20 protein-coding genes, 1 pseudogene and 1 riboswitch are annotated in these 24,856 nt (G+C 59.4%); of the genes and pseudogenes, 10 read left to right on the top strand and 11 right to left on the bottom strand.

Features of this window, described 5'->3' with window-relative positions; translation table 11 throughout:
* Positions 1-42 precede the first annotated feature (42 nt).
* A complete protein-coding gene (locus ACYZT1_RS23485; protein WP_462016914.1) occupies positions 43-1,449 on the bottom strand; it encodes an adenosylmethionine--8-amino-7-oxononanoate transaminase in 1,407 nt (468 codons plus the stop codon).
* Between the two features lie 222 nt (positions 1,450-1,671).
* Between ACYZT1_RS23485 and ACYZT1_RS23480 the strand changes: the two genes are divergently transcribed.
* The 3 genes from ACYZT1_RS23480 to ACYZT1_RS23470 all read left to right on the top strand — a co-directional run bounded on the left by ACYZT1_RS23480 (position 1,672) and on the right by ACYZT1_RS23470 (position 5,212).
* Entirely contained in the window at positions 1,672-3,435 is a 1,764-nt protein-coding gene (locus tag ACYZT1_RS23480) for a flavin monoamine oxidase family protein (protein ID WP_462016913.1), read from the top strand.
* Between the two features lie 605 nt (positions 3,436-4,040).
* Positions 4,041-4,592 carry a cytochrome b gene (locus ACYZT1_RS23475; RefSeq protein WP_462016912.1) on the top strand — a complete coding sequence of 184 codons (552 nt, stop codon included), beginning with the start codon at positions 4,041-4,043 and terminating at the stop codon, positions 4,590-4,592.
* Between the two features lie 32 nt (positions 4,593-4,624).
* Positions 4,625-5,212 carry a YceI family protein gene (locus ACYZT1_RS23470; protein WP_462016911.1) on the top strand — a complete coding sequence of 196 codons (588 nt, stop codon included), beginning with the start codon at positions 4,625-4,627 and terminating at the stop codon, positions 5,210-5,212.
* A 169-nt stretch (positions 5,213-5,381) separates the two neighbouring features.
* Here the strand turns inward: ACYZT1_RS23470 and ACYZT1_RS23465 are convergent, their stop codons facing one another.
* The 4 genes from ACYZT1_RS23465 to ahcY all read right to left on the bottom strand — a co-directional run bounded on the left by ACYZT1_RS23465 (position 5,382) and on the right by ahcY (position 10,925).
* On the bottom strand, positions 5,382-7,262 hold the full coding sequence (locus ACYZT1_RS23465) for a DEAD/DEAH box helicase (RefSeq protein ID WP_462016910.1): 1,881 nt from the start codon (positions 7,260-7,262) through the stop codon (positions 5,382-5,384).
* 223 nt (positions 7,263-7,485) lie between these two features.
* A complete protein-coding gene (locus ACYZT1_RS23460; RefSeq protein WP_462016909.1) occupies positions 7,486-8,301 on the bottom strand; it encodes a substrate-binding periplasmic protein in 816 nt (271 codons plus the stop codon).
* A 184-nt stretch (positions 8,302-8,485) separates the two neighbouring features.
* Positions 8,486-9,331 (bottom strand): methylenetetrahydrofolate reductase [NAD(P)H], encoded by an 846-nt coding sequence (metF, locus tag ACYZT1_RS23455; protein WP_462016908.1) that lies wholly within the window; start codon positions 9,329-9,331, stop codon positions 8,486-8,488.
* Between the two features lie 184 nt (positions 9,332-9,515).
* Positions 9,516-10,925, bottom strand: coding sequence for an adenosylhomocysteinase (gene ahcY / locus ACYZT1_RS23450; RefSeq protein ID WP_462016907.1), 1,410 nt, complete (start codon positions 10,923-10,925; stop codon positions 9,516-9,518).
* Positions 10,926-10,948: 23 nt separating this feature from the next.
* Positions 10,949-11,047, bottom strand: a riboswitch (S-adenosyl-L-homocysteine riboswitch).
* Between the two features lie 181 nt (positions 11,048-11,228).
* Here ahcY and ACYZT1_RS23445 point away from each other — a divergent pair.
* Positions 11,229-11,633: an acyl-CoA thioesterase gene (locus ACYZT1_RS23445; RefSeq protein ID WP_462016906.1), complete on the top strand. Its 405-nt coding sequence runs from the start codon at positions 11,229-11,231 to the stop codon at positions 11,631-11,633.
* Between the two features lie 72 nt (positions 11,634-11,705).
* Positions 11,706-12,593, top strand: coding sequence for a formate/nitrite transporter family protein (locus ACYZT1_RS23440; RefSeq protein ID WP_462016905.1), 888 nt, complete (start codon positions 11,706-11,708; stop codon positions 12,591-12,593).
* 108 nt (positions 12,594-12,701) lie between these two features.
* On the opposite strand, the gene ACYZT1_RS23435 is transcribed toward ACYZT1_RS23440, so the two are convergent.
* On the bottom strand, positions 12,702-13,871 hold the full coding sequence (locus ACYZT1_RS23435) for an MFS transporter (protein ID WP_462016904.1): 1,170 nt from the start codon (positions 13,869-13,871) through the stop codon (positions 12,702-12,704).
* Between the two features lie 261 nt (positions 13,872-14,132).
* Between ACYZT1_RS23435 and ACYZT1_RS23430 the strand changes: the two are divergent.
* Positions 14,133-14,297 (top strand): annotated as a pseudogene (locus ACYZT1_RS23430) (EamA family transporter); the annotation flags it as partial.
* A gap of 74 nt (positions 14,298-14,371) precedes the next feature.
* Positions 14,372-14,755, top strand: coding sequence for an MAPEG family protein (locus tag ACYZT1_RS23425; RefSeq protein ID WP_462016903.1), 384 nt, complete (start codon positions 14,372-14,374; stop codon positions 14,753-14,755).
* A 115-nt stretch (positions 14,756-14,870) separates the two neighbouring features.
* On the opposite strand, the gene mltA is transcribed toward ACYZT1_RS23425, so the two are convergent.
* A complete protein-coding gene (gene mltA, locus ACYZT1_RS23420) occupies positions 14,871-16,055 on the bottom strand; it encodes a murein transglycosylase A (RefSeq protein ID WP_462016902.1) in 1,185 nt (394 codons plus the stop codon).
* 127 nt (positions 16,056-16,182) lie between these two features.
* On the opposite strand from mltA, the gene ACYZT1_RS23415 reads away from it, so the two are divergent.
* The gene (locus tag ACYZT1_RS23415; RefSeq protein ID WP_462016901.1) at positions 16,183-16,632 is read left to right on the top strand and encodes a c-type cytochrome; all 450 of its coding nucleotides are present in this window, start codon (positions 16,183-16,185) and stop codon (positions 16,630-16,632) included.
* A 173-nt stretch (positions 16,633-16,805) separates the two neighbouring features.
* Here ACYZT1_RS23415 and ACYZT1_RS23410 read toward each other — a convergent pair whose 3' ends face one another.
* The 4 genes from ACYZT1_RS23410 to ACYZT1_RS23395 all read right to left on the bottom strand — a co-directional run bounded on the left by ACYZT1_RS23410 (position 16,806) and on the right by ACYZT1_RS23395 (position 21,330).
* On the bottom strand, positions 16,806-17,201 hold the full coding sequence (locus ACYZT1_RS23410; protein ID WP_462016900.1) for a DUF1090 domain-containing protein: 396 nt from the start codon (positions 17,199-17,201) through the stop codon (positions 16,806-16,808).
* Between the two features lie 97 nt (positions 17,202-17,298).
* Positions 17,299-18,975: an NAD-dependent DNA ligase LigB gene (gene ligB, locus ACYZT1_RS23405; RefSeq protein ID WP_462016899.1), complete on the bottom strand. Its 1,677-nt coding sequence runs from the start codon at positions 18,973-18,975 to the stop codon at positions 17,299-17,301.
* Between the two features lie 150 nt (positions 18,976-19,125).
* Positions 19,126-20,316: a methionine adenosyltransferase gene (gene metK / locus ACYZT1_RS23400; RefSeq protein WP_462016898.1), complete on the bottom strand. Its 1,191-nt coding sequence runs from the start codon at positions 20,314-20,316 to the stop codon at positions 19,126-19,128.
* An 18-nt stretch (positions 20,317-20,334) separates the two neighbouring features.
* The gene (locus ACYZT1_RS23395; RefSeq protein WP_462016897.1) at positions 20,335-21,330 is read right to left on the bottom strand and encodes an ArsR/SmtB family transcription factor; all 996 of its coding nucleotides are present in this window, start codon (positions 21,328-21,330) and stop codon (positions 20,335-20,337) included.
* 272 nt (positions 21,331-21,602) lie between these two features.
* Between ACYZT1_RS23395 and tkt the strand changes: the two genes are divergently transcribed.
* Together tkt and epd are read left to right on the top strand one after the other, a co-directional pair.
* Entirely contained in the window at positions 21,603-23,600 is a 1,998-nt protein-coding gene (gene tkt / locus ACYZT1_RS23390; RefSeq protein WP_462016896.1) for a transketolase, read from the top strand.
* 186 nt (positions 23,601-23,786) lie between these two features.
* Positions 23,787-24,842 (top strand): erythrose-4-phosphate dehydrogenase, encoded by a 1,056-nt coding sequence (gene epd / locus ACYZT1_RS23385; protein WP_462016895.1) that lies wholly within the window; start codon positions 23,787-23,789, stop codon positions 24,840-24,842.
* Positions 24,843-24,856: the final 14 nt, after the last annotated feature.

The raw sequence follows: 24,856 nt of genomic DNA, 5'->3' as shown, positions 1-24,856 counted from the left end.
TAAGGCGTCGGCCCGGCTACCACAGCGTCTTGTGTCAACTACTCAGCCCGGATCACGAAAACCCGGATGAAAGTTTTCCGGCACCGACACACTGACGCTTTCGCGGGTCGCAATGTCGATCCCTTCGCTGGCCACTTCAGCCAGAAAATCAATTTGCTGCGGCGTGATCACATAAGGCGGCAGGAAATACACCACGCTGCCCAGCGGCCGAAGCAAGGCACCCCGTTCCAGCGCATGCTGAAACACCTTCAAGCCACGGCGTTCCTGCCATGGATAGGCTTCTTTTGTTGCCTTGTCCTTGACCATCTCGATGGCCAGCACCATACCGGTCTGACGCACTTCCGCCACGTTCGGGTGATCGGCCAGGTGTGCGGTCGAGGTCGCCATGCGCTGGGCAAGGGCCTTGTTGTTTTCGATGACGTTGTCTTCTTCGAAAATATCCAGCGTCGCCAACGCCGCCGCGCACGCCAGCGGATTGCCGGTGTAGCTGTGCGAATGCAGGAACGCGCGCAGGGTCGGGTAATCGTCATAGAACGCGCTGTAGACATCTTCTGTGGTGACGCACGCCGCCAGCGGCAGATAACCACCGGTCAGTGCCTTGGACAAGCAGAGGAAATCGGGGCGGATACCGGCCTGCTCGCACGCAAACAGGGTGCCAGTGCGGCCGAAGCCGACGGCGATTTCATCGTGGATCAAGTGCACGCCGTAACGGTCGCAGGCTTCGCGCAGCAACTTCAGGTAAACCGGGTGATACATACGCATGCCGCCGGCCCCCTGGATCAGCGGTTCGACAATGACCGCCGCCACCGTGTCGTGATTTTCGGCCAGGGTCCGCTCCATCGCGGCGAACATGTTGCGCGAGTGTTCTTCCCAACTCATGCCCTGAGGACGCAGATAGCAATCGGGGCTCGGCACTTTGATCGTATCGAGCAATAACGCTTTATAGGTTTCGGTGAACAGCGGCACGTCGCCCACCGACATCGCCGCCATGGTTTCGCCGTGATAACTGTTGGTCAGCGTGGCGAAGCGTTTCTTGTTCGGCTGACCACGGTTGAGCCAATAGTGAAAGCTCATTTTCAGCGCGACCTCGATGCAGGACGAACCGTTATCGGCGTAGAAGCATCGGGTCAAACCATCCGGTGTCATCTTCACCAGACGCTCGGACAGTTCGATAACCGGCTGATGGCTGAAACCGGCGAGGATCACGTGCTCCAGTTGATCGACCTGATCCTTGATGCGCTGGTTGATCCGCGGGTTGGCGTGGCCGAACACGTTGACCCACCAGGAGCTGACCGCGTCGAGATAGCGCTTGCCCTCGAAATCTTCGAGCCACACGCCTTCGCCGCGCTTGATCGGGATCAGCGGCAGTTGTTCATGGTCTTTCATCTGGGTGCAGGGATGCCACAGCACCGCGAGGTCGCGTTGCATCCACTGGTTGTTCAGGCCCATGTTCAGTCTCCTCGAGGCGATCCGCGACAGGCGCGGTCATACAATCGCGCAAGCCTATGCAATGCGTCGCGCAGGAACAACCCATTGTGTCGATTGAGCAACTTTGTACGGGCTGATAGACGTTGCTGGCGGCCATTTGATGGCTGACGTATTCTTCGCTGCTCGTCGAGTCGCCGTGCTCGCACAATCGCTTTTTCCTACGTTATTTCCGGAGTTCGCTGAATGTCTGCTGGTTGGCTGCGCGCCTGTGCGCTGGTGATGTTGGGCCTGTTCAGCGTGTCCGCGCTGGCCAAGGATAAAACAGCAATCGTGATCGGCGGCGGCCTGTCCGGCCTGACGGCTGCGTACGAACTGCAGAACAAAGGCTGGCAGGTGACCTTGCTGGAAGCCAAGCCAAGCCTTGGCGGTCGCTCCGGCATGGCCAGCAGCGAGTGGATCGGCAACGACAAGACGCAACCGGTCCTGAACAAATACGTCTCGACCTTCAAGCTGGGCACCACGCCGGCGCCTGAATTCGTGCGCACCCCGAGCTACTTGATCGATGGCGTGTATTACACCGCTGCTGACCTGGCCATCAAGGAACCGGCGACGGCCGAAGCGCTCAAGCGCTACGAAAAAACCGTCGCCGATCTGGCGCGTTCCATCGAAGACCCGCAGAACCCGGCAGCCAACAACACGCTGCATGCTCTGGATCAGATCAACGTCGCCAACTGGCTTGACCGGCTGACCTTGCCAGCCACGGCCCGGCAGTTGATCAATCAGCAGATTCGTTCCCGTTATGACGAACCTTCGCGCCTGTCGCTGCTGTATTTCGCACAGCAGGGCCGCGTTTATCAGGGCATATCCGACCGTGATTTGCGTGCCTCGCGCCTGCTTGGCGGCAGCCCAGTGCTGGCTCAGGCGTTCGTCAAGCAACTCAAAACCATCAAGACCAGCTCCCCGGTGTCGGCCATCATTCAGGACAAGGACAGCGTGACGGTCAAAGTCGGCAGCGTTGGCTTTCAGGCTGACTATGTAGTGGTGGCTGTGCCGTTGCGTGCGCTGAACAAGATCCAGATGACCCCGGCGCTGGACGCCCAGCATCTGGCTGCGATCAAGGGCACCAATTACGGTTGGCGCGACCAGATCATGTTGAAATTCAAGACGCCGGTGTGGGAAAGCAAGGCGCGCATGTCCGGTGAGATCTACAGCAACACCGGTCTGGGCATGTTGTGGGTGGAACCGGCGCTGAAGGGCGGCGCCAACGTGGTGATCAACCTCTCGGGCGACAACGCTCGAGTGATGCAGGCGTTTGGCGACAAGCAGATGGCCGATCAGGTGCTGATTCGCATGCACGCGTTTTATCCACAGGCGCGCGGTTCGTTCACCGGTTATGAAATTCGTCGCTACAGCACCGACCCATTGATGGGCGGCGCTTACCTGGCCTTCGGCCCGGGCCAGATCAGCAAATACTGGCGCCTGTGGGAGCGACCGCTGCAACGCGTAGCGTTCGCCGGCGAACACACCGACACCTTGTACCCGGGCACGCTGGAAGGCGCATTGCGCACCGGTCAGCGCGCGGCCAGCCAGGTTGAAGACCTGGCGGCCGGCAAGTCGTTTGAACCGGCTAAGGTTGTGCCTGCAGCAACGGCGGCTGCTGCTGCTGCGGGCGCGGTGGCGGCGAAGAAGGGTAACTTCTTCAGCGATCTGTTTGGTGGTTCGTCGGAGGAAGACAAGAAGCCGGCACCAGTCAAGGCCGCTGCGCCAGTGACTCCGACGCCTGCTCCAGTGCCAGCCCCGGCACCCGCGCCGGTCGAAGCGCCGAAGCCTGCCGCGCCGGTGAAAACCGAGCCAACTAAAACAGCCCCGGCCAAGACGCCGGCTAAAAAGCCAGCGGAGAAGGCCGAGCCCAAGAAGGCGCCGGCAAAAGCACCCGTGAAGAAGGCTGAGCCGGCGAAGAAGCCAGCGGCCAAACCGGCGGCGACTATTGAGACGAAGGTTCAGTAACGTTTGGGTGTAAAAAGCGCGGCCCGAGGGTCGCGCTTTGTTGCTCATACGATTGCAGTCCTACAGGTTCAGCGGTGGACGAGAGGTTTCCCAAAATAATCAGAAGCAAATGATCGATAGTGCGTGAACTACAAACATATGCTCTTCAAGAAATTTGGAGGGTATATGAGAGCGCTAGTAGCAATACTCGTAGTAATCGTACTGTCGGGCTGTGTGAGTGGGGAGTTTTCCCCAAGGGACATGGCAGTCAGCTGGCTTATAAATGTGACATCGATCCGTATAATTATGACTGCCTGAATCCGCCACCAGTCTTCAAAAATTAATGCATAGCCAGGTTGCCAGGGACGATTAGAGAGGGCCTGGCGAAAATTTCCATTCCTTAATGTGCGTTTCATCGTCTGGCTTTCGCGATGGGGGCCGTCACTGACATTTCATAAATCCACCTGGCCACTAACATCCCGCCACAAAATCGCCTTTAATCTTTCCTTAACGCGCCTGATTCAGATTCCTTGATCGCATTATTCGATATTTCAAAGCGAAATTTTCCGCTTTAATTCGATACATAACTCGATAGTCTTGGTCGCACTTCTCACAGGATTTGGGCAATGCAGCTACGTAACTCTTCTTCGCGCTATGGTTGGGTCAGCATTTTCATGCATTGGGCAGTGGCCCTGGCAGTGGTTGGTTTGTTCGCATCGGGCCTGTGGATGGTCGGTCTCGATTACTACAGCACCTGGCGCAAAGACGCGCCGGACCTGCACAAAAGCGTCGGTCTGGTGTTGTTGGCCGTGATGGTTATTCGCGTGCTCTGGCGCTTTGTCAGCCCTCCGCCGTCTACCCTGGAAAGCTACAGCCGCATGACGCGCATCGGCGCGAAATTCGGCCATTCTTTTCTGTACCTCAGTCTGTTCGCTGTGATGATTGCCGGTTACCTGATTTCCACCGCAGACGGCGTCGGGATCCCGGTGTTTGGCTTGTTCGAAGTTCCTGCACTGGTTTCCGGGCTACCGGCCCAGGCAGACACCGCTGGTTTGATTCACTTCTATCTAGCGTGGGCGCTGGTCATTTTTTCCGGGCTCCATGCGTTGGCAGCATTGAAACACCACTTTATCGACCGTGATGCGACCCTGAATCGAATGCTCGGTCGCAAAGCCTGAAGTTCAACCTCGACTCCAAAGGAATAGAAAGCATGTTGAAAAAGACTCTCGCCGCTCTGGCAATCGGCTCCGCGCTGCTGTCCGCAGGTCAGGCCATGGCCGCTGACTACGTCGTCGACAAGGAAGGCCAGCACGCCTTCGTTGACTTCAAGATCAGCCACCTGGGCTACAGCTTCATCACCGGTACCTTCAAGGATATCGACGGCAAATTCAGCTTCGACGCTGCCAAGCCGGAAGACAGCAAGATCGAGTTCAACGTGAACACCGCCAGCGTCTTCACCAACCATGCCGAGCGCGATAAACACATCGCCAGCAAAGATTTCCTCAACGGCAGCAAAGCCACTTTCGTTTCCACCAGCGTCAAGTCCACCGGCAAGAACGCTGCGGGTAAAGAGACTGCTGACGTGACCGGCGACCTGACCCTGCTGGGCGTAACCAAGCCAATCGTGGTCAAAGCCACGTTCCTGGGCGAAGGCAAGGATCCATGGGGCGGCTACCGTGCCGGCTTTGAAGGCACCTCCAGCATCAAGCGTTCCGATTTCGGCAAGCAGAAAGACCTGGGCGCAGCGTCCGATGCAGTCGAGCTGTACGTTACGTTTGAAGGTGTGAAAGCGAAGTAATGCTGAGACGTAGGAGCTGCCGCAGGTTGCGATCTTTGCAGGATCACCGCTGATAAGGGCAAGATCAAAAGATCACAGGCTTCGCCAGCTTCTACAAAAGCAGTTTGCAGCGCCCCAAAAAAATGCCCCGAATCTCACGATCCGGGGCATTTTTCATGGCGGGGAAAAGTCAGCGATTGCGGGTCAGCAATGCCGGCTTCTCTCCACGGGGACGGCCTGGCAATTGATCAAGTTGTTCAGGTGTCGGGAAACGATCGGTTTTCGACTCCTTGTGGATGATCTTCGGTGCCGGGCCTCGCGGGTTTTGCACCGCTGGCTCTGACCGCGGCTGGTCGTCACGGGCTGGACGACGGCTGCGGCCTTCTTCGCGACGGGCCTGACCGTCGCGCGGAGCACCGTTGCGTGGGCCGCTGCGTTTGGCGGGCGGGGTGCCAGTGCTGGCGCCGTCGCTGCTGCGCGGACCGCTTTGGCGACCCTGTGGCTTGCCGCCGCGTGGAGCACCTGCACCTGCGCCAGCTGCCGCGCCTGGTGCCGGAGCACCCGGACGACGGCCACGGCCTTGAGCCGGTTTGGCCTGCGGAACGTAATCGACGCGATTACCGAAGTTATCGATGTCGTCGTCGAGGAACTCGTCCGGGGCGCGATCAGCAGAAGCGGCACGTGGCGCCGGACGCTGTTGCTCGCGCGCCGGAGTGCCTTCACGCGGTTTTTGCTCACGCGCCGGACGATCGCCACGGCCGGTAGCGGCAGGTTTTTCCTTGCCGCCCTTGTCCTTGCCTTTGTCCTTGCGACCGCCGCCACCGCCACTGCCGTTCGGGCCATCACCGCGCGGGCCACGTGGGTTGCGCGGGTTGCGCACATCCGGACGCTCGCGGGCTTCAGGCTTCTCGGCTTCTACAGCACTGGAGTCGAAGCCCATCAGATCGCCGTCGGCAATCTTCTGCTTGGTCATGCGCTCGATGCTTTTGAGCAGCTTCTCTTCATCCGGGGCGACCAGCGAGATCGCCTCGCCCGAACGACCGGCACGGCCGGTACGACCGATACGGTGGACGTAATCTTCGTCGACGTTCGGCAGTTCGAAGTTGACCACGTGTGGCAGCTGGTCGATGTCCAGACCGCGAGCGGCGATGTCGGTCGCTACCAGGATGCGCACTTCGCCAGCCTTGAAGTCGGCCAGGGCTTTGGTGCGCGCGTTCTGGCTTTTGTTGCCGTGGATGGCGACGGCGGTGAGGCCGTGTTTGTCCAGGTACTCGGCCAGACGGTTGGCGCCGTGTTTGGTGCGGGTGAACACCAGCACCTGTTCCCAGGCGCCTGCGGTGATCAAATGCGCCAGCAGCGAGCGCTTGTGATTGGCCGGCAGACGGAAGACGCGCTGTTCGATGCGCTCGACCGTGGTATTCGGCGGCGTGACTTCAATGCGTTCCGGGTTGTGCAGCAGCTTGCCGGCCAGATCGGTGATGTCTTTGGAGAACGTCGCCGAGAACAGCAGGTTCTGCCGTTTGCCCGGCAAGCGGGCCAGTACCTTTTTCACGTCATGGACAAAGCCCATGTCGAGCATGCGGTCGGCTTCGTCCAGCACGAGGATTTCCACGTGGGACAGATCCACGCTGCCTTGGCCGGCCAGATCGAGCAGACGGCCCGGGCAGGCGACCAGCACGTCAACGCCACGGGACATGGCCTGAACCTGCGGGTTCATGCCGACGCCGCCGAAGATGCAGGCACTGACGAACTTCAAGTCACGGGCGTAGACCTTGAAACTTTCGTGTACTTGAGCTGCGAGTTCGCGGGTCGGCGTCAGGACCAGTACGCGGGGTTGGCGTGGGCCGTGGCGCTGGGATTTGTCCGGGTGACCGTTGGGAAACAACCGCTCCAGGATCGGAAGGGCGAAGCCGCCGGTTTTACCGGTACCTGTCTGAGCCGCAACCATCAGGTCGCGACCTTGCAACACGGCGGGAATGGCCCGCTGTTGCACCGGAGTAGGCTCGGTATAGCCCGCCGCCTCGATGGCACGGACTAAAGCCTCGGAGAGACCGAGGGAAGCAAAGGACATGAGTAATCCTGTTTTAGTTAGGGCTTGGCCCAATGGGAGTCTTGCCTGGCGCGAATGGCGTTTATGAAGAACGCAATCCCGTCCGGTCCTGCTGGGTCACGAAGGCTCGTCTGGAGCGCTCGCGCGGGCTGCAAAGCTGCGCTGTAGCGGGGTCGAGATGCCTTGAACGGTTCCGAGCGTCCGGGCGTGAGCCTGGCGGGAACGCCGGAGTATAACAGAGCAATCACTGCGCGCCGCTTTCCTGCTGCTCAACGGTTTTTTCAGTGACTTGCGTCGCTTGGGCGGCGTTCGCTCTGGCCGCTGGACTGGCCCCGTATCGCGCGCTCAGTTCCGCATAGGCAGGTTCCCGTTTGAAGCGCTTGAGTTCGGCGCCAAAGCGCTGCACCAGCAGATCCATGCCGGCATTGCGACGCACCGCCAGAAACTGGCTTTGCTGGCTGATGACAGTCGGATTTTCGCTGATCTTGTCGCGGATATTCAGTTGATCCAGCAAATGCTGACCGACGCGGCGGTCGGTGATCAGCAAGTCGATACGTCCACGCTCGAGTTTGCCGAAGTTCGCTTCATGGCTGGGCGCCGGCTCACGGGTGAACAGTGTCGACTTGCGAAAGTCGTCGCTGTACAGGTAGCCCGGCGAGGTGCCGATGGTCAGCCCGCGCAGTTCTTCGAGGCTGCGAAAAGGATGAGGTCGCTCCTTGGCGTAGAACATGACGAACTGCACTTCGGAAAGTGGTTCGCTGGGGTAGAGCAGGGTCGCATCGCGGTCGGTGCTGTGGAAAATGTCCAGTGCACCGTCGGCCTGGCCTTGCTCCAGCATGGACAGACAGCGCTTCCATGGCAGGAATTGCCATTCCACTTCGATGCCCAGTCGTTTGAACACGATGGCTGTCGTTTCGTAATCCAGGCCCAGTGCTTTTCCGTCTTGCTCATAGACGTATGGAGCCCACGGCTCGGTGACAATGCGCAGTTTTTCGCCCCGGGCAGTAACGCTCAGGCAAGTGAATAGCAACGCGGTGAGTAACTGGGCAATCCAATGCATGGTTTGAGATTACGACGAGAAACCGGAAAGAGCCAGAAACCGCATGCGCAAGCTCTATCTCCGTGTGTTGCTTCACATTTTGGTCATACAAAACGCCAAAAATCGCAGTCTCGTCTCGTCCGAAGCCCGGTAAGAGCTGTCGAGTGAAACGAGGCCGCGATCTTGATTGCGCGTTAAACGTCTTTTAACGCGGCAACTTCAAGTTATTCCACACCGCCAGGCTCGCTTCCGCCTGGTTCAGTGTGTAGAAGTGCAAACCGGGTGCACCGCCTTGCAACAGGCGTTCGCACATTTCGGTGATGACCTGCTCACCAAAACGTTGAATGCTCGGGGTGTCATCGCCGTAGGCTTCCAGTTGTTTGCGGATCCAGCGCGGGATCTCCGCACCGCAGGCGTCGGAGAAACGCGCGAGCTTGCTGTAATTGGTGATCGGCATGATGCCCGGCACGATCGGAATGTTCACGCCCATCGCACGCACACGTTCGACAAAGTAGAAGTAGCTGTCGGCGTTGAAGAAGTACTGGGTGATCGCACTGTTGGCGCCGGCGTTGGCCTTGCGCACGAAGTTGGTCAGATCGTCTTCAAAGTTGCGCGCTTGCGGATGCATCTCCGGGTAGGCGGCGACTTCGATGTGGAAATGGTCAGCGGTCTCTTCGCGAATGAATTCCACCAGGTCGTTGGCGTGCCGCATTTCGCCACTGGCCATGCCCATGCCCGAAGGCAGGTCACCGCGCAGGGCAACGATACGTTTGATGCCGGCCGATTTGTATTGAGCCAACAGGCCGCGCAAGTCGTCCTTGCTGTCGCCGACGCAGGACAAGTGCGGTGCGGCAGTGACTTTGACTTCGCTTTCAAGCTGCAACACGGTGTTGAGCGTGCGATCACGGGTCGAACCGCCGGCGCCGTAAGTGCAGGAGAAGAAATCGGGATTGTACGTGGCCAGCTGACGGGCAGTGGCGAGCAGTTTTTCATGCCCAGCGTCGGTCTTCGTGGGGAAGAACTCGAAACTGTAGCGACGGTCTTGGGACATGGAGGGGGTCTCCAGCTGCAAGTTGCAAGCTTCAAGCTGCAAGAGGGCGTCGCGCCGATTCTTGTATTTGAAGCCCGCAACTCTGGGCTGCGTAATAGCGATGAAGAAGCAAGCTATAAGCCTCAAGCTCAAGTAAACGAACCGCTTTTACTTGCCGCTTGAAGCTTGTAGCTCGCAGCTGCTGTCAGTAACGATAAGCGTGCGGCTTGAACGGGCCTTCGACGGTCACGCCGATGTAGTCAGCCTGTTGCTTGGTCAACTGAGTGACCACGCCACCGAAACCGCGGACCATTTCCAGGGCCACTTCTTCGTCGAGCTTCTTCGGCAATACTTCAACGGTCAGGCGCTCGGCTTTTTGAGCCGGCGACAGGTCGGCGTACTTCTGGCCGAACAGGAAGATCTGCGCCAGCACCTGGTTGGCGAACGAACCGTCCATGATGCGGCTCGGGTGACCGGTGGCGTTACCCAGGTTCACCAGACGACCTTCGGCCAGCAGAATCAGGTAATCATCGTTCTGCGCATCGAACGAACCAGGACCGGTGCGGTGGATCTTGTGAACCTGCGGCTTCACTTCTTCCCATGCCCAGTTCTTGCGCATGAAAGCGGTGTCGATTTCGTTGTCGAAGTGGCCGATGTTGCATACCACAGCGCGCTTCTTCAGAGCCTTGAGCATGTTCGAGTCGCAGACATTGACGTTACCGGTGGTGGTCACGATCAGGTCGATCTTGCCCAGCAGCGCTTTGTCGATGCTTTCTTCGGAGCCGTTGTTGATGCCGTCGATGAATGGCGAAACCAGTTCGAAACCGTCCATGCAGGCTTGCATGGCGCAGATCGGATCGACTTCGGAGACCTTGACGATCATGCCTTCCTGACGCAGCGACTGAGCGGAGCCCTTGCCCACGTCACCGTAACCGATGACCAGCGCTTGCTTGCCGGACAGCAGGTGGTCGGTACCGCGCTTGATCGCATCGTTCAGGCTGTGACGGCAGCCGTACTTGTTGTCGTTCTTGCTCTTGGTTACCGAGTCGTTGACGTTGATGGCCGGGATCTTCAGCTCGCCCTTGGCCAGCATGTCCAGCAGGCGGTGAACGCCGGTAGTGGTTTCTTCGGTCACGCCATGAACGCGATCGAGAATGGCCGGGTATTTCTTGTGCAGCAGCTCGGTCAGGTCGCCGCCGTCGTCGAGGATCATGTTGGCATCCCAAGGCGCGCCATCTTTGAGGATGGTTTGCTCCAGGCACCACTCGTACTCTTCTTCGGTTTCGCCTTTCCAGGCATAAACCGCGATACCGGCAGCAGCGATGGCAGCAGCGGCCTGGTCTTGAGTCGAGAAAATGTTGCAGGAAGACCAGCGTACTTCGGCACCCAGGGCAACCAGGGTTTCGATCAGCACGGCAGTCTGAATGGTCATGTGAATGCAGCCGAGGATTTTCGCGCCTTTGAGCGGTTGCTCGGCGGAGTACTTGCGGCGCAGACCCATCAGGGCCGGCATTTCGGATTCGGCGATGATGGTTTCGCGACGGCCCCAGGCAGCCAGGGACATGTCGGCAACTTTGTAATCGTTAAAATCTGCAGGCGTGATAACAGCGCTCATGAAGAGCCTCCATTCGTAATGTATGCGAATGGGCGCCGTTGTGCGTTTAGTGTCCGGCCGTGGCCAGGCAACGCCCCATCCGAGCCTGACAGGATGAACCTGCTGCAGCGCCCCTCGGACAGGTGGCGGGAAAACGGTAGTAGCCGTTCTGAATCGGTGGCGATTATAGCTGGCTTTGAGCTGCAAGTTGCAAGCTGCAAGCGACAAGTGAAAGCCGATCGGCTTTTAACTTGCAGCTTGTCGCTTGAAACTTGAAGCTGGGGGCGTAAACCTGTCCATCAAACACTTTGGAGTCCACGCCCCATGAACTTCCACACCCGCAAATGGGTAAAACCCGAAGACCTCAATCCCAACGGCACGCTGTTTGGCGGCAGCCTGTTGCGCTGGCTCGATGAAGAAGCGGCGATCTACGCCATCGTGCAACTGGGCAATCAGCGTGTAGTCACCAAGTACATCTCCGAAATCAACTTCGTCAGCGCCTCGCGTCAGGGCGACATCATTGAACTGGGCATCACTGCCACCGAGTTCGGTCGCACGTCTATCACCCTGAAGTGCGAAGTACGCAACAAGATCACCCGCAAAAGCATCCTCACGGTGGAGAAGATCGTCTTCGTCAATCTGGGAGAGGACGGCTTGCCCGCGCCGCATGGCCGCACCGAGATCAAATACGTCAAAGACCAGTTCAGGGATGATGCCGCCGTCGAATAATGCCGGCCATGTAGAACGGACTTGGACTCGGCGTGTCGTATTCTCATCGCACGCCACCGGCTCCGGAGCTATATGGACACGCAAAAAGACGGCAAGACCCCGAACCTTTCGGCGCAAGAGAAACACGACGTCGACAAGAATCAGCCACCGCGCGCCGCGGTGCTGCATGAAATCATCCGCACCCAGGGCGATCAGGAACTCGAACGCAGTGTTGCCGCCCTGTGGTGGTCGGCTTTGGCTGCGGGCCTGACCATGGGCCTGTCGCTGATGGCGATGGGGCTGCTCAATTCACGATTGCCGGACGGCGAAGGCTTCAAGGTGATCGCCAGTTTCGGTTACTGCGCGGGCTTCCTCGCGGTCATCCTCGCCCGGCAGCAATTGTTCACCGAGAACACCCTGACCGCTGTGCTGCCGGTCATGACCAAGCCGACGCTGAACAACTTTGGCCGACTGATGCGTCTCTGGTCAGTGGTGCTGGTGGGTAACCTTTGCGGCACCATATTGGTTGCTTACGTGATGCTGCACCTGCCGATTTTCGATACCAGGACCGACATGGCCTTCCTCGACATCGGCCGCAAGGTCATGGAAAACGACGCAGGCAAAATGTTCGCCAAAGGCATCATCTCCGGCTGGATGATCGCCACGATGGTGTGGATGATCCCGTCCATGGAAAGCGCAAAGATGTGGATCATCGTCCTCATCACCTACCTCATGGCGCTGGGGGATTTCACCCACATCGTGGTCGGCTCCGCAGAAGTGTCCTATCTGGTGTTTGCCGGCGAATTGCCGTGGAAGGATTTCTGGCTGATTTTCGCCGGGCCGACCCTGGCAGGGAACATCATCGGCGGGAGTTTCATTTTCGGCCTGATCAGCCACGCGCAGATTCGCAGTGAGAGCGGGCCACCGAAGCAATCTGCCGATCAAGGCGAGAAACCTGATCTGCAGGAGCACAAGGAGTAATCAGTGATGTCCGGCCCGTGCCGCTGGCGCAGGCTCATCGCAGGTCACGTGTGCGCTGAAGTCCAATGTGGAGCTTGCTCGCGAAATCGATGCCTCGGCGATCATTACTCAGCCGCTCGCATTGACCGCGGCCCCACCGCGACGTTGCAAGTAAATAAAGAACAGCGCCGTCAGCACCGTCAAGCCGCTGACCAGCGCGCCCGTCCAGGGCAGGTCGGCGAGGTCTGCGCCGCTGGCGACCACGAGGCCGCCAATCCAGGCCCCCGCCGCATTACCGAGATTGAACGCACTCTGGTTCAGCGTTGAGCCGAGGTTGGGCGCTTCATGCGCCTGATCGATGATCAACAGTTGCAGAATCGGGCACAGGGCGAAGGCAAAAATACCCCACAACACCAGCGTGATCGCCGCGGGGATGGCCGAGTGACTGGTCTGGGTGAACGCCGCCAATACCACTGCCGTGGCCAACGCCATGCCTACCAGTGAAGGCAGCAAGCGACTGTCCGCCAGGCGTCCGCCGAGCATGCTGCCGGCGGTCAAACCGACGCCGAACAGCAACAGCATGATCGTTACGCCATGGGGACTGACGCCGGTGATGTCCTGCAGAATCGGCGCGATGTAGGTGAAGACGCTGAACAGACTGGTAGACGCCAGCACACTCATGCCCAGCGCAAGCAGGACGTTGACCTTACCCAGCACCTTGAATTCGCTGGCGAGGTTGGCCTTGTCCATGGCGATGTCCCTGGGCAACCAGAGCCACTGTGCGATGGCCGCGATCACCCCGATCACCGACACCGCCCAGAACGTCGAACGCCACCCGGCGTATTGTCCCAGCGCTGTACCTAGCGGTACGCCGAGCACGTTGGCCAAAGTCAGGCCAGTGAACATCATGGCAATCGCCTGCGCCCGTTTGTTCGGCGCCACCAGACCGGCGGCCACCACCGAACCAATGCCGAAGAACGCCCCGTGGCACAAGGCAGTCACCACGCGAGCGGCCATCAACGTGGCATAGTTGGGCGCCAGGGCGCACAGAATATTGCCGAGAATGAACATCAGCGTCATGCCCAGCAGCGTGGCTTTGCGCGGCATGTTGGCGGTGCCGACCGCGAGGATCGGTGCGCCAAACACCACGCCCAGGGCGTAGCCGGTGATCAGCAGGCCGGCGTCGGGAATGCTGACGGCGAGGTCGCCTGCAACGTCGGGCAACAGGCCCATGATGACGAATTCAGTAGTGCCGATACCGAAGGCGGCAACGGCGAGGGCAAATAAAGCAAGTGGCATGCGCAAGGTCTCTGTCGGTAGTCTTGACGCTTTGATCAGGCATACGCATGCCTATGACCGTTCTCGATGAGTACGGACAGAGACAGAAATTATTGGAATTGGTCTGTGCGCAACTGAATGCGGCGTGGTCGCCTGCAGTATAAACAGCTGCTGACATATCGCGAATCAATTCTCGCGCCGCGTGCCTGTGGAAGCATGGCTTGCCCGCGAAGACGTTCTCAATGACGCCATCGCGGGCAAGCCATGCCCACAAATGTGTTCAGCTACGCTCTGGTGCTATGGGCCATGCAACCGGGGTCGATTGCCGAAGCGGCGGCGTTGCGCGAGATCAGCATGATTCTGGTAGTGCTGTTCGGCATGCGTTACTTGAGAGAACCTTTCGGCAGACCGCGGCTCTTAGCCTGTGGACTGATATTGATCGGCATATGGGGGGTGAAGTTTTCACTGGCTCGCCGTCGACGAAGTCTCGGCGCTCGACAACTTGAAAAAGGGATTGCTCTATGACGGTAGCTCTGTGGTGCATTTTGGTGGCGATTTTCCTGCCTTATCTGTGCACGGTCGTGGCCAAGATCAGTGGCGGTTTCAGGATCAGGGATAACCATGATCCACGGGATTTTATGGAATCCCTCAACGGTCTGGGCCGACGCGCACACGCCGCGCAACTGAACAGTTTTGAGGTGACTCCGGCCTTTGCCGCTGCGGTAATCGTCGCGCACCTGGCTGGCAATGCCGAGTTGGTAACGATCAATGTGCTGTCGGTGTTGTTTATCACCAGCCGCTTGCTCTTCATCATTTGTTATCTGGCGGATTGGGCGACCTTGCGGTCGCTGGTGTGGTTTGTAGGGATGGGGTTGATTGCAAGTTTGTTTGTGGTGTCTGCCTGACCGCGCCTCGGTCATCTTGCCTGGCCTCATCGCGAGCAAGCTCGCTCCCGCATTGAAATACATTCTTGCGGGAGCGAGCTTGCTCGCGATTACTCTCTAAACGCCGATACCGATCTCAAGGTTTGGCTTTCACCGCATCAGCCACCTGAGGCACTTGCGGTAACGACGCGCCTTTAGGCCACAGCATCCAGATTTGCCCCTGTTGCTTCATGTTGCCCGCCAGTTGACCGGCCGCCTCGCCGGTACCCCAAAACAAGTCTGCACGGACTTCGCCGGTAATCGCGCCGCCGGTGTCCTGAGCCGCCACTGGCCGTACCAATGCGCTGCCATCGGGTTTAGTCGTGGACAGCCACAACAGACTGCCCAGGGGTATTACCTTGCGATCAACCGCCGCGCTATAGCCGGCGGTCAGCGGCACGTTCAGCGAGCCACGCGGCCCTTCGTTGCTGTCCGGGTTCTGCGTGAAAAACACGTAGCTCGGGTTGCTGCCAAGCAGTTCGGGAATGCGCGACGGGTTGGCCTTGGCCCAGTCGCTGATTGCGCCCATGGTCACGTCTTCTTTTTTCAACTCGCCTTGCTCGATCAGCCAGCGGCCGATTGGCCTATACGGGTGGCCATTCTGATCCGCGTAAGCAATGCGCAACTGTCGACCACTGTCGAGCTGGATGCGGCCCGAACCCTGAATCTGCAAAAACTGCAGGTTCATCGGATCCGTCAACCACGCAACCACGGGCGCCTTCACACCTTTGGTTCCGATCGTTGCCGCGTCGTCATACGGCTTGAGCACGCGACCTTCGAGCCGGCCTCGCAGGCGTTTGCCTTTCAGCTCCGGGTAGAGGCTGTCCAGCGAGACAATAACCATGTCCTCCGGCACGCCATACACCGGAATATTGGCGACGCTGGTCTGGGTCAGGCTACCGGGGTACACCGGCTCGTAGTAACCGGTGATCAGGCCATTGGGATTGTCCTTGGCGGCGCGCAAGCCGTAGACGTCGAGGTTCTGGTTGAGGAAGCCGCGAATGTCATTGGCGGTCTGCGGCACATTGGCGGCGGCCGCACAGGTCGAGCCCCAGACCGGGTCGGCCTTGAGTCGCGTGCAGGCACTGCGCCACGAACCGAAGCCGGCGATCAGGTCGGCGTCGGTCACCGCTGGCAGTGCCTCCCACGTGGCGCTGGCATAAGTCGCCAGGGCGTGGGTTCTCGGTTTTTCAGGTTCGCCACCGGTGCAGCCTGCAAGCACGGCCACCATCGGAAAAGTCCAGGTCAGGCTGGGGCGCCATGTCTTGAAACGGCTGTTCATGGAGTGATTCCTTAGTCGGTCGCGTGAGTGCTCCATGCGCTCAAACAAACCGTATTGATAATAGGGCTATTGGTGTTTTCCGGTGACGCGAGGATACTGGCCGCCGTTTCCGTGACCAGAAGCCACCATGACTTTTAATAGAATTTCCGTTGTATTGCTGGCCTGCCTGACGCTGTCTGCGTGCGGTGGTGTCGACCCCGATTCGCCACTGGGCCAGCGCAAGGCGATCTTCAAACAAATGCTCAACACGGCTGAAGACCTTGGCGGCATGTTGCGTGGGCGCATTGCGTTCGACGGGGCGAAATTCGCAGACGGCGCGGTGAAGCTCGATGCGCTGTCCCATGAGCCGTGGAAACATTTCCCGCAGGTGCGCGAGGATGATCACACCAGCGCCACCGATGAAGTCTGGGAGAAGCAGGCGCGGTTTCAGGAAATGGCTCGCAACCTCGAAGCCGCCACCGGTGAGCTGGTAATCGCCAGCAAGATTCAGCCTTACAGAGTCAGCAATCTGGGGCCCGCGGTGCAGAAAGTCGAAGATGCCTGCAGTGCGTGCCATAAAGATTTTCGCGATCATTGATTGGCAATGCATTCGTGTGGCGAGGGGTATAGCGAAACGTCGCACCGCGCCGTTGGGCTGCGAAGCATGCCCAGTGCGCGGCTATTCAGCAGACCGCATTTGCCGGCTACGACCGCTGCGGCGCTGACGGGGGCAAGCCCCTCGTCACGTAAGCCCCTCGCTCATATCGGAGCTTATTTATCCAGCTCGTCGAGCGCTTCCTGCAATTCCTTGCGCGACTCGGCGAGTTTGTCTTTGCGCTTGTTGATTCGCTCCGGATCGCCTTTCTTCATCGCTTTATCGAGGTCCTCCTGACGCTCGCTGACTTCGTGCTTGGCCTCGAGCACTTTGTTTTCCCGTTCTTTTTTCAGGGAGGCATCGGTGCAATGAGTGGTGACTTCGCTCAGCGCTTTTTCCAGGCCGGCCTGTTGCTCGGCATTGCCGTGGCTTTTGGCCTGCTCGATCTGAGTGACGATGGCCTGCTTCTTGGCGGCGCAACCGGTCAGGCCTGGAGCGTCTTCGGCTGCCATTAATGGAGTGGCCAGCACGCTGCAAAGGGTCAACAGGGCAAGCGGTGAAAGTAGTTTCATAAAAGCTCCATGTGAAAGGCAGTCGGATCGATGTTGCGATGGGCTGTTTGAGCCCATCGATACCGTTGGGTTCCCGCATGGGGAGCGTCGGCAGCTGTTAAAAACCGTCGACCCCGGCCACTCGTAATATTTCGCTTAATGCCACGACCTGAGGGTCGCGAAAAAAAGCGCTCAACTGCGCCGCGCGTCCCGGGCCGATGCCGGCTTCAGCCTGCCATTGCTCAAGAGACCGTTCGGCGAGTGCCTGCCACGAATGCGCCAGCGTTGCCTGGCCGGTGGGCGGCAAACCCAAGGCTCTGAGCCACTGCGTAAACGGGCGTTGTCGAGCCTCGTTGAAACTGTTGAGGAGGCGGGCACTGCTGCGCTCGCCGAAGCCATCAATGGTAGCAAGCTCCTGAGCATCCAGGGCCAACCAATCCAGCAAGCCATTCAAACGGCGTGTTTCTAAAAGTTTCTCCCAGGTGCCCGGCCCGATATGAGGCAAGGCTAGCCCTTTCTTGCCGCTAAGCCAGGTCAATCGCGCGAGGAATTGGCTTTCACAACCGAGCGTGGGCTGCCAGCAGCTTAATAGATGAAAGTCGGCCGCCAAGGGTGCGTCCAGTTCGGGGCGTTCGGCGGCGCGCAGCACAACGTCGTCGAGCCTTGGGATGGTCAGCCCCGCCAGACTGATGGACACCTGATCCCCGGGGCGCACATCGAGTTCTTTCCAGCGTCGCAGCGAACTGACACTGACGCGCTTGATCTGTCGGTCATCCAGCGCGAACGGTTTCAGTTCAAGCACCGGGGTGATGCGGCCGGTGCGGCCGACCTTGAAGTTGACCTTGCGAACCTCGGCCAGCGCCTGGGCGTACGGGTATTTCCAGGCGACGGCCCAGTAGGGCGCTTTCGCCTGCCAGCGTGTGGCGGATGGCCGCTGGCCCTGACGCAGGACGACACCGTCGGTGGCGAAAGGCAGGGCGGAGCGATACCAGTGATCACGCCAATGCTCTGCGCTGGCAAAATCATTGATCGGTTGAGCGTACTGAGCAGTGTTCGCGAACCCCATATGGGCCAGCGCTGCCGCACGCGCGGGCAGACTCGCCGGGCCTTGTGGCCAGTCCCACGCGAACAGGCCGATACCATCGGCCTGTTCGCGTGGGAGCGTTTTACGCGCCATCAACCCGGCAACCGTCGATCTCGCATTGAGACTTCCGCTTCGTGCTTGAACATGATCGGTCAAACGCCAGTAGAGTTCGCCTTGCACCAGCAAATCCAGTGGTTGAGGCAGGGTTTGCGGAATCGATTTGATCTGCCGCGCCGAAGCGGTCCAGTCCTGGCCATTGATCCCGTCGCCGCGACTGATCGCCTGATTCAGCAAGCCGCCGCGATAAACCAGCGTCACCGCCACGCCGTCGATTTTCGGCTGGACCCAGATGTCGCTGCGATCACGCAGCCAGTCCTTGACGGCCTGTGCATCGCGCAATTTGTTCAGGCCGGTGTGGACGACAGGGTGCGCAACCGTTCCGCCAGCGGTTCGCAAAGGGTCGGCGTTTTCCACGACGTTGAAACAGTGATGCCATTCACTCAGCCGCGCGCGGGATTCATCATAGAGCTCGTCGGCGATCAGAGATTGGCCTTGACGGTGGTAGCTGTCGTCCCAACGGCTGATTTGCTGCTGGAGCGCGGCGATCTCCCGTATGGCGCGGTCGGCGGTCCAGTCGGGGCATGCATTGGCGTTGGCGGTTGAGGCAATGAAAGCAAGCAGGAAGAGGAAAACATGCAGGTAGGGCAGCATCGAGAGCGTCCTTGCTCAGTGGGATGCTTGTAGGTTAGTCAGGGTTTTTTGGTACGCACGGCAGGTGTTTTGCCTGGTGTTTCAAAGCTCTCCCCAATAAAAAACCCCACACGGCGAACCGTGCAGGGCTTTGGGTACCGCGAGGAAATCTTACAAACCGGCAGCAGCGCGCAGCGCATCGGCGCGGTCGGTTTTTTCCCAGGTGAACGTGGTGAACGTATCGTCGCCAACGGTCTTGGTCGCCGGAGTGCGGCCGAAGTGGCCGTACGCTGCGGTTTCCTGGTACATCGGGTGCAGCAGGTCGAGCATCGTGGTGATTGCGTATGGACGCAGGTCGAACACTTCGCGAACCAGTTTGACGATCTTGTCGTCGCTGATCTTGCCGGTGCCGAAGGTGTTCAACGAGATCGACGTAGGCTGAGCTACACCGATCGCGTAGGAAACCTGAATCTCGCAACGCTCGGCCAGGCCGGCAGCGACGATGTTCTTGGCTACGTAACGACCCGCGTAGGCTGCCGAACGGTCAACCTTCGATGGATCCTTGCCAGAGAACGCGCCGCCGCCGTGACGGGCCATGCCGCCGTAGCTGTCGACGATGATCTTGCGGCCGGTCAGACCGCAGTCACCCACCGGGCCGCCGATGATGAACTGGCCAGTCGGGTTGATGTGGAACTGGGTGTCCTTGGACAGCAGTTCGGCAGGCAGCACGTGCTTGACGATCAGCTCCATCACGCCTTCGCGAAGGTCTTTGTACGACACGTCCGGGTTGTGCTGGGTCGACAGAACCACGGCGTCGATACCGACAACTTTGCCGCCTTCGTAACGGCAAGTCACCTGCGACTTGGCGTCCGGGCGCAGCCAAGGCAGCAGGCCGGATTTACGGGCTTCGGCTTGCCTTTGCACAAGCTGGTGCGAGAAGGTGATCGGTGCTGGCATCAGCACGTCGGTTTCGTTGCTGGCGTAACCGAACATCAGACCCTGGTCGCCGGCGCCCTGATCTTCAGGCTTGGCACGGTCGACACCCTGGTTGATGTCGGGCGATTGCTTGCCGATGATGTTCATCACGCCGCAGGTCGCGCCGTCGAAGCCGACATTGGAGCTGTTGTAGCCGATGTCGAGAATCACGTTACGGACGATGTCTTCCAGATCGACCCAGGCCGACGTGGTGACTTCACCAGCGATGATTGCCACGCCGGTTTTTACCAACGTCTCGCACGCCACGCGGGCGAACTTGTCTTCAGCAATGATGGCGTCCAGCACCGCATCGGAAATCTGGTCGGCGATTTTGTCCGGATGCCCTTCGGACACGGACTCGGAGGTGAAGAGGGAGTATTCGCTCATCTCGATTTTTTCCTGAATTTACCGATGGTGAGTGTCGCCAGCCGGTCGCTGAAAATGGCGGACCTGAATCTGGAAACCATTACGTAAGCCTACATAGAGGCTTTCCCCGGGAACGAGTCCCGCAGCGGTGGCCCAACGGGCCAGATCGTCCTGTTCAAACCCCAACCACAGATCACCGCAGGCCTCCCTGGCCCAACTCTGGTTGTGGCTACATAACTCTGTCACGAGCAAGCTACCGCCCGGTTGCAGCAAAACGGCCATGTGCTTGAGCGCCTCGGCCGGTGCGGCGAAGTGGTGCAGCACCATATTCAGGACGACGCAATCGGCCTGAAGATTGACCCCGTTCAATGCATCGGCCAGTTGCAGGCTGACGTTAGCCAGCGTTTGCCGCTCGCAGACCTGACGCGCCAGTTCAAGCATCGCCGGGCTGTTGTCCAGCGCCGTGACCTGGCGGAAGCGGCGGGCCAGTTCCGGCAGAAAAGCGCCGTCGCCCGGGCCGACTTCGATTGCAGTGGCGCCATCGCCGAAACTCAGCTTGTCGAGCAATGCCACCACGCTGTCACGGTACTGCGGAAGGCCGGCGATCAAGTCCTGCTGGGCGCGAAATTTCTCGGCAACCCGTGAGAAAAAGTCCTGGCTGGCCGCCGCACGTTGTCCATGCACCTGACCGATCCGCGACTGCACATCGGTTGGCAAGGTCAGGTTGTCCACCTCATCGAGCAGCGCCGCGTGCAGTTTGCCGCCCGGCAAGTCGGTGTGGGGCAGGGCGCGGCGGTAGAAAATCGCATTGCCTTCCCGACGCGTCGCCACCAGATCGGCCTGGGCCAATACCTTGAGGTGATGACTCATGCCGGACTGACCAATGGCGAAAATCTGCGCCAGTTCCAGCACGCCAAACGAGTCGTTGGCCAGCGCGCGCAATACATTCAGCCGCAGAGGATCGCCGCCGGCCTTGCACAGGGCTGCCAGCTCATCGCAATCGTCATGTTGAATGGAAGGCACGCGTAGATTCATAAGGCCGGCAGTCTAGTCACGGGTCGGAAGCATCGCAAGAGCAATATCAAAAAGTTTTGATATTGCTCGATAGATGGTGCTTCCTGACTTCCGGTTACCATTCAATCGAACAGCAGAAAGGTTTTACCTGTCGAAACCTTCGTTATGCACGGGAAAAACGCTTTCATATGACTATCCGTCATTGCCCCGAAGCAGGTCGGTGAGGGAAAATGCTCGCCTTTTTTCCGTTTCGTATTATTCACTCTTGATTCAGAATCCCCAGGAGAACAGCGATGCCAAGCCGTCGTGAGCGTGCCAACGCCATTCGTGCCCTCAGCATGGATGCCGTGCAAAAAGCCAACAGCGGCCATCCGGGTGCCCCTATGGGTATGGCGGATATCGCCGAAGTGCTTTGGCGTGACTACCTCAAGCACAACCCGAGCAATCCTTCGTTCGCCGACCGTGACCGCTTCGTGCTGTCCAACGGGCACGGCTCGATGCTGATCTATTCGCTGCTGCACCTGACCGGTTACGACCTGTCGATCGAAGACCTGAAAAATTTTCGCCAGCTGCACAGCCGCACCCCGGGTCACCCGGAATTCGGCTATACACCGGGCGTTGAAACCACCACCGGTCCGCTCGGCCAAGGCCTGGCCAACGCCGTTGGTTTCGCCTTGGCGGAGAAAGTGCTGGCGGCCCAGTTCAACCGTCCCGGCCATAACGTTGTCGATCACCACACCTACGTGTTCCTGGGTGATGGCTGCATGATGGAAGGTATTTCCCACGAAGTCGGCTCGCTGGCCGGTACGCTCGGCCTGGGCAAACTGATCGCTTTCTACGATGACAATGGTATTTCCATCGATGGCGAAGTCGAAGGCTGGTTCACCGACGACACGCCAAAGCGTTTCGAAGCCTACAACTGGCTGGTGATCCGCAACGTCGACGGTCATGACCCGGAAGAAATCAAGACCGCCATCGAAACCGCACGCAAAAGCGACCAACCGACGCTGATCTGCTGCAAGACCACCATCGGTTTCGGTTCGCCGAACAAGCAAGGTAAAGAGGACTGCCACGGCGCCCCGCTGGGTGACGCGGAAATCGCTCTGACCCGCGCGGCACTGAAGTGGAATCACGGCCCGTTCGAAATCCCGGCCGATATTTACGCTGAGTGGGATGCCAAGGAAGCCGGTCTCGCGGCCGAAGCCGAGTGGGATCAGCGTTTCGCTGCGTACTCCGCTGCTTTCCCGGAGCTGGCCAATGAACTGGTGCGTCGCCTGAGCGGCGAGCTGCCGGCTGACTTCGCTGAAAAAGCCTCGGCGTATATCGCTGAAGTCGCTGCCAAAGGCGAAACCATTGCCAGTCGTAAAGCCAGTCAGAACGCGCTGAACGCTTACGGCCCGCTGCTGCCGGAACTGCTCGGTGGTTCGGCTGACCTGGCCGGTTCCAACCTGACCTTGTGGAAGGGCTGCAAAGGCGTCACCGCTGAAGACGCCAGCGGCAACTACATGTATTACGGCGTGCGCGAATTCGGCATGAGCGCGATCATGAACGGCGTGGCCCTGCACGGCGGTCTGGTGCCTTACGGCGCGACCTTCCTGATGTTCATGGAATACGCCCGCAACGCTGTGCGCATGGCGTCGCTGATGAAGAAGCGCGTGGTGTTCGTTTACACCCACGACTCCATCGGCCTGGGCGAAGACGGCCCGACTCACCAACCGGTCGAGCAATTGACCAGCCTGCGCAGCACGCCGAACCTCGACACCTGGCGTCCAGCCGATGCCGTTGAATCGGCGGTCTGCTGGAAAGTGGCGATCGAGCGCAAGGACGGCCCTTCGGCGCTGATCTTCTCGCGTCAGAACCTGCAGCATCAGGAGCGTGATGCCGGCCAGATCGCCGACATCGCCCGTGGCGGTTACGTGTTGAAGGACTGCGTGGGCGAGCCTGAGCTGATCCTGATCTCTACCGGTTCGGAAGTCGGTCTGGCGGTTCAGGCGTACGACAAGCTCACGGCGCAAGGTCGCAATGTGCGTGTCGTGTCGATGCCTTGCACCAGCGTGTTCGACGCGCAGGACGCCGGTTACAAGCAATCGGTCCTGCCGTTGCAGGTCAGCGCCCGTATCGCCATCGAAGCCGCTCACGCGGACTACTGGTACAAATACGTGGGCCTCGAAGGCCGCGTGATCGGTATGACTTCTTACGGCGAGTCGGCGCCTGCGCCAGCCTTGTTCGAAGAGTTCGGCTTCACCCTGGAAAACATCCTGGGTCAGGCTGAAGAGCTGCTGGAAGACTAAAACACAACGCGGTGGCTCAGGCCGCCGCGATCCCTGTAGGAGCGAGCTTGCTCGCGATGGTCGTAAACGATAACGCTGGCTGTCTGGATAAACGCGTTGTCCTGAAGTCCTTCGCGAGCAAGCTCGCTCCTACAAGGTTTGTGTTGTTAACGAGAATTTCGTCTGCCCGCGTCTATCGAGAACCCCATGCCTGAACCGCGTCCCTACAAAGTTGCACTCAACGGCTACGGCCGCATTGGCCGTTGCGTCTTGCGTGCGTTGTTCGAACGAGGCGAAAAGGCCGGGTTTGAGATTGTCGCGATCAACGATCTGGCAGACATGGCCAGCATCGAATACCTGACGCGCTTCGACTCCACTCACGGGCGTTTTCCCGGTGAAGTGAGAGTTGACGGTGATTGTCTGCATATTAATGGCGACTGCGTGAAGGTCCTGCGCAGTGCCACCCCCGAAGGCATTGACTGGGCGTCGCTGGGCATTGACCTGGTGCTGGAGTGCTCGGGCGCTTACCACACCCGTGAAGACGGCCAGCGCTTTCTCGACGCCGGTGCGCCGCGTGTGCTGTTCTCTCAGCCGATGGCCAGCGAGGCGGATGTCGACGCCACCATCGTCTACGGCGTCAATCAGGATTGCCTGACCGGCAGCGAGCTGCTGGTGTCCAACGCATCCTGCACCACCAATTGCGGCGTGCCGCTGTTGCGTCTGCTGGATCAGGCCATTGGTCTGGAATACGTGTCGATCACCACGATCCATTCGGCGATGAACGATCAGCCGGTGATCGACGCTTATCACCATGAAGACCTGCGCCGCACGCGTTCGGCGTTCCAGTCAGTGATTCCGGTGTCCACCGGTCTGGCGCGCGGTATCGAACGCCTGCTGCCGGAACTTGCCGGCAGAATTCAGGCCAAAGCCGTGCGGGTGCCGACCGTAAACGTGTCCTGCCTCGACATTACGATGCAAACCGTGAGCGACACCGACGCCACCGAGGTCAACCGGATTCTGCGCGAGGCTGCCACCAGCGGCCCGCTCAAAGGCTTGCTGGCCTACACCGAGTTGCCTCATGCAAGCTGTGATTTTAACCACGACCCACATTCGGCCATCGTCGATGCCAGTCAGACCCGCGTCTCCGGCCCACGGCTGGTGAACGTCCTGGCCTGGTTCGACAACGAGTGGGGTTTTGCCAACCGGATGCTGGACGTTGCAGAACACTATCTGCAAACAGCTGCCAAAAAACCTGCTCTCTAAAGCTACCCAGGGAA

It is taken from the genome of Pseudomonas sp. PB3P13, from assembly GCF_054897735.1.
Note: the sequence above shows the minus strand (reverse complement) of the source record. Positions and strands in the feature narration are given on the sequence as shown.

Excerpts from the sequence above, each read along its gene's own strand:
- ACYZT1_RS23485 (WP_462016914.1), bottom strand. The coding sequence starts at position 1,449 with ATGGGCCTGAACAACCAGTGGATGCAACGCGACCTCGCGGTGCTGTGG.
- ACYZT1_RS23480 (WP_462016913.1), top strand. The coding sequence starts at position 1,672 with ATGTCTGCTGGTTGGCTGCGCGCCTGTGCGCTGGTGATGTTGGGCCTG.
- ACYZT1_RS23475 (WP_462016912.1), top strand. The coding sequence starts at position 4,041 with ATGCAGCTACGTAACTCTTCTTCGCGCTATGGTTGGGTCAGCATTTTC.
- ACYZT1_RS23470 (WP_462016911.1), top strand. The coding sequence starts at position 4,625 with ATGTTGAAAAAGACTCTCGCCGCTCTGGCAATCGGCTCCGCGCTGCTG.
- ACYZT1_RS23465 (WP_462016910.1), bottom strand. The coding sequence starts at position 7,262 with ATGTCCTTTGCTTCCCTCGGTCTCTCCGAGGCTTTAGTCCGTGCCATC.
- ACYZT1_RS23460 (WP_462016909.1), bottom strand. The coding sequence starts at position 8,301 with ATGCATTGGATTGCCCAGTTACTCACCGCGTTGCTATTCACTTGCCTG.
- metF (WP_462016908.1), bottom strand. The coding sequence starts at position 9,331 with ATGTCCCAAGACCGTCGCTACAGTTTCGAGTTCTTCCCCACGAAGACC.
- ahcY (WP_462016907.1), bottom strand. The coding sequence starts at position 10,925 with ATGAGCGCTGTTATCACGCCTGCAGATTTTAACGATTACAAAGTTGCC.
- ACYZT1_RS23445 (WP_462016906.1), top strand. The coding sequence starts at position 11,229 with ATGAACTTCCACACCCGCAAATGGGTAAAACCCGAAGACCTCAATCCC.
- ACYZT1_RS23440 (WP_462016905.1), top strand. The coding sequence starts at position 11,706 with ATGGACACGCAAAAAGACGGCAAGACCCCGAACCTTTCGGCGCAAGAG.
- ACYZT1_RS23435 (WP_462016904.1), bottom strand. The coding sequence starts at position 13,871 with ATGCCACTTGCTTTATTTGCCCTCGCCGTTGCCGCCTTCGGTATCGGC.
- ACYZT1_RS23425 (WP_462016903.1), top strand. The coding sequence starts at position 14,372 with ATGACGGTAGCTCTGTGGTGCATTTTGGTGGCGATTTTCCTGCCTTAT.
- mltA (WP_462016902.1), bottom strand. The coding sequence starts at position 16,055 with ATGAACAGCCGTTTCAAGACATGGCGCCCCAGCCTGACCTGGACTTTT.
- ACYZT1_RS23415 (WP_462016901.1), top strand. The coding sequence starts at position 16,183 with ATGACTTTTAATAGAATTTCCGTTGTATTGCTGGCCTGCCTGACGCTG.
- ACYZT1_RS23410 (WP_462016900.1), bottom strand. The coding sequence starts at position 17,201 with ATGAAACTACTTTCACCGCTTGCCCTGTTGACCCTTTGCAGCGTGCTG.
- ligB (WP_462016899.1), bottom strand. The coding sequence starts at position 18,975 with ATGCTGCCCTACCTGCATGTTTTCCTCTTCCTGCTTGCTTTCATTGCC.
- metK (WP_462016898.1), bottom strand. The coding sequence starts at position 20,316 with ATGAGCGAATACTCCCTCTTCACCTCCGAGTCCGTGTCCGAAGGGCAT.
- ACYZT1_RS23395 (WP_462016897.1), bottom strand. The coding sequence starts at position 21,330 with ATGAATCTACGCGTGCCTTCCATTCAACATGACGATTGCGATGAGCTG.
- tkt (WP_462016896.1), top strand. The coding sequence starts at position 21,603 with ATGCCAAGCCGTCGTGAGCGTGCCAACGCCATTCGTGCCCTCAGCATG.
- epd (WP_462016895.1), top strand. The coding sequence starts at position 23,787 with ATGCCTGAACCGCGTCCCTACAAAGTTGCACTCAACGGCTACGGCCGC.